Origin of the sequence: Sphingobium phenoxybenzoativorans, assembly GCF_001757355.1 — a bacterium.
GTDB lineage: Bacteria > Pseudomonadota > Alphaproteobacteria > Sphingomonadales > Sphingomonadaceae > Sphingobium > Sphingobium phenoxybenzoativorans.
Window position 1 is genome coordinate 1 of the sequence record NZ_MINO01000153.1, and the last position, 3079, is coordinate 3079.

Genomic DNA, 3079 nt, shown 5'->3' on the forward strand with positions numbered 1-3079 from the left:
AATGTCTGGGCAGCGAGTGGGGCACCAAGGATGCGGAGGGGCGCGAACTGCGCGTGACGCTCAGCCTGTTCGACGCGCAGGAAACGCCCGCGCGGCTGGCGGCGGCGATGCGGCTGGCCGATGGCGTGGTGCGCGGGATGAGCGGGCTGGTGGATGGCGCGTGGCGGATCGGGACGGTGGTAATGCTGCGGTCGCGGACGGTGAAGGGGCGGGACCGGGGGTGGTCTTGCGTGATGGATTACAGGGTGCGGGTTTTAGAGATGGGTTAGCTTGGAGCTGTCTGCCTGAAGCTGTCCAATTTGCGGATGATAGCCGTTTCGATCTGCCATCGCTGCGGCATAAATTTTCGCGCATAACCAGCTTGTATAAGGAGATGTCTGTAACGGAATATGTGCCGGCAACCGGGGGTTGTCGGTCTGTCTTTCCCCGCGAGATATGGGCGTTCGCAGGTAACGAATGCGTCCCGGCCTTTTGCATGAAAGACGTCTGTTACAACAGGCCCGTCGACACAGGTTGCGGTTCTGCCCTGCCGGGGGACAATCATGTCCGGTGCGTATTGGCAGCGCCGCGCAGAAAAGGTGATGGCTGTTTCCGATCCGCCATCCGAGACAATCCGCCGCGTTCCCAATGCGCAGGTCGACGCGGAACTATTGCAGCTCATGGAGTCGAAGATCTTCCGAAATGCAAGATGATGGTCGATGCCGCGGCCATAGCCGGTGATGAGAATATGCACTTGCGGCCGATTGACTCCGAATGCGTGGAATTGGCCCATATTCTGGTGGTCGCGGCACTCGAGGCGAGGCCATAGCATCGTCAGGAGGGCATTGCCGCTGATCGCATATCCACGATCATAGCCTTCGGTTTCCAGAGGGCCATCATAGCAGTTGGCCGGTATATGGAAATAATCGCCCATCATCCGCTGCTTTATGGGCGTGGCGTCGAGGCGCATCGGGCTGCCCATCCCGGAGCGGTACCGGGCGTTATTGCGATCCTTCCCGTCGCACGCAGCCAGGCACGGCGAAAGCAAAGACAGGAAGATGACAATGATTGCAGGTTTCACTGGAAGCTGCCCTTTAGACTGGGCAGCAATTATCGATAAACCATTGCCGAAAGAATAAGCGGGATCCCGGATCAGGTCCGGGATGACGGTTGATCGTTGGGCGGTTTCTTGCCTTCGTCCATTGCCGCGATCAGAGCTGTCAGCCCCTTGTCCAGCCCGCCGGCGAAATCGCCGCCTGCGAAAGCGGGGAGCATATGGTCCTGGATGATCTGGCGGCAGAGGGTTTCGGGCAGCGTTTTTTCCAGGCCGTAGCCGACGGCGATCCGCACCTGCTGGTCGTTGGGCGCGATGAGGATGAGGACGCCGTCGTCATGCCCCTTGCGCCCCACGCCCCAGCGATTGGCCAGGTCGCGCGTGAAGGTGCCGATATCCTCGCCATGGAGGGTGGGGACGGTGGCGATGGCGACCTGATGCTGTGTCCGCTGCTCAAAGGCGGCGAGGCGGGCGGTCAGCGCCGCGCGGGCGGCTTGCGCAAGGATGTTGGCGCTGTCGGTGACGCGGCCCTGTTGCGCCAATGGCGGGGCCGGTGCCGGGGGTGGTGACGGGGCTGGCGGCGGGGTTGGCGCGGAATCTGGGTGAGAGGTTTCGGCCGCCCTGTTTTCAGGCATATTTTCCGCCAAATTTTCTGTCGTGTTTTCCGTCCTGTTTTCCGGCGCGCTTTCCGCCGGGGCCTGCGCATTCTGTGCAGGGGCCGGGGCGGGCGCGTTGCGGTCCGAACAGGCGGCGAGCGTAAGCGATAGCGGGATCAGCAATAGCGGAAAGATCAGGACCGGTCTCATGCCGGCAAGGGTGGAGAGCAGGGGCTTTCGAGTCAATTGGAAGCGCCCGTTTGCAGGAAGAAGCGGGACCCCTGCCTGCGCAGGGGTGACGGTGGAAGGAGGTCACATCATGCCGGTGGAGAAGGGAAGCGCATTTCTGTTGAAGGTGGGGGATGGCGGCGCGCCCGTCGCCTACGCGACCGTGGCGGGCATGCGCACGACGCAGATGTCGGTCAGCGGCGAGGCGGTGAACATCACCAGCAAGGACAGCGGCGGGTGGCGCGAACTGCTGTCCGGCGCGGGCGTGCGGGCGGTCAGCGTGTCGGCGGCGGGCCTGTTCACCGGATCGGCGGGGGAGCTGCGGATACGCAACCATGCGCTGTCCGGCACGATCGACGATTATGAGCTGAGCTTCGAAAGCGGCGAGCGGATGCGCGGCCGGTTTCTGGTCACGCGGCTGGACTATGCCGGGGATTATAATGGCGAGCGGAGCTATACGGTGAGCCTGGAGAGTTCAGGGGCGGTGGCGAGTGTTTAGTAGCAGGGCATTGGCAATATTCGTCACCCCGGACTTGATCCGGGGTCCCGCTGCCTTTGGAAGAAAGCGGGACCCCTGCCTGCGCAGGGGTGACGATGACGGTTTTGGACGGAGGTGGTGATGACCGGACAGGCGAATCCCGCGCGGGGTGAGGCGGTGCTGCTGGTCGCCGGCGAAACGCTGGCGGTGCGGCCGAGCTTTGCGGCGCTGGTGGCGGCGGAGGCGGAACTGGGGCCGCTGTTCGCGATGGTCGACCGGGCGGCGGCGGGCGAGATGCGATTGTCGGAGATGGCGGTGGTGTTCTGGCACTGCATCGATGCGCGGCCCGACGCGCTGACGCGCGAGCGGGTGGGTGAGGCGGTGGTCGCGATGGGGCTGGCGCAGGTTAGCCCGGTGCTAAAATGCGTGTTGCGGCAGGTGTTGATGGGGGCGTCCGCCTAGCCCCTCCCTTTCAAGGGAGGGGTTGGGGTGGGTCGCGAGCGGAGCGAGCCTTCAGTATGGGACTTGTGGCTCCGCCAGCGATTGCCGGCGCAATCGCACCCACCCCTTCCCCCTCCCTTGAAAGGGAGGGGCTTATGGAAAGTTTCACCGATGCCGCGTCCCGGCTGGCCGGGATGGCGGGGCTGTTGCTTGGGTGGCGGCCGGGGGAGTTCTGGGCGGCGACGCCGGGGGAGCTGGACGCGATATTCGCGGCGGCGCGGGGGGATGCGGCGGAGGCGCGCG

General features: G+C 64.4%; 5 protein-coding genes and 1 pseudogene. 4 read left to right on the top strand and 2 right to left on the bottom strand.

Features of this window, described 5'->3' with window-relative positions:
• A pseudogene (locus BHQ40_RS26440) lies at positions 1–269 on the top strand (hypothetical protein); the annotation flags it as partial.
• On the opposite strand, the gene BHQ40_RS24385 reads toward BHQ40_RS26440, so the two are convergent.
• Together BHQ40_RS24385 and BHQ40_RS24390 are read right to left on the bottom strand one after the other, a co-directional pair.
• The gene (locus BHQ40_RS24385; protein WP_139139476.1) at positions 266–1060 is read right to left on the bottom strand and encodes a hypothetical protein; all 795 of its coding nucleotides are present in this window, start codon (positions 1058–1060) and stop codon (positions 266–268) included. The pseudogene BHQ40_RS26440 and the gene BHQ40_RS24385 sit on opposite strands and share 4 nt — an antisense overlap.
• Positions 1061–1131: 71 nt before the next feature.
• Positions 1132–1875, bottom strand: a complete 744-nt coding sequence (locus BHQ40_RS24390) for a TPM domain-containing protein (protein WP_139139477.1) — start codon at positions 1873–1875, stop codon at positions 1132–1134.
• A 73-nt stretch (positions 1876–1948) separates the two neighbouring features.
• Between BHQ40_RS24390 and BHQ40_RS24395 the strand changes: the two genes are divergently transcribed.
• The 3 genes from BHQ40_RS24395 to BHQ40_RS25460 form a co-directional block, all read left to right on the top strand.
• Entirely contained in the window at positions 1949–2356 is a 408-nt protein-coding gene (locus BHQ40_RS24395) for a phage tail tube protein (RefSeq protein ID WP_070158274.1), read from the top strand.
• 120 nt (positions 2357–2476) lie between these two features.
• On the top strand, positions 2477–2797 hold the full coding sequence (locus tag BHQ40_RS24400) for a GTA-gp10 family protein (protein ID WP_070158275.1): 321 nt from the start codon (positions 2477–2479) through the stop codon (positions 2795–2797).
• A 173-nt stretch (positions 2798–2970) separates the two neighbouring features.
• Positions 2971–3079: phage tail assembly chaperone (locus tag BHQ40_RS25460; RefSeq protein ID WP_435593933.1), on the top strand; the 109-nt coding region annotated here is incomplete at its 3' end.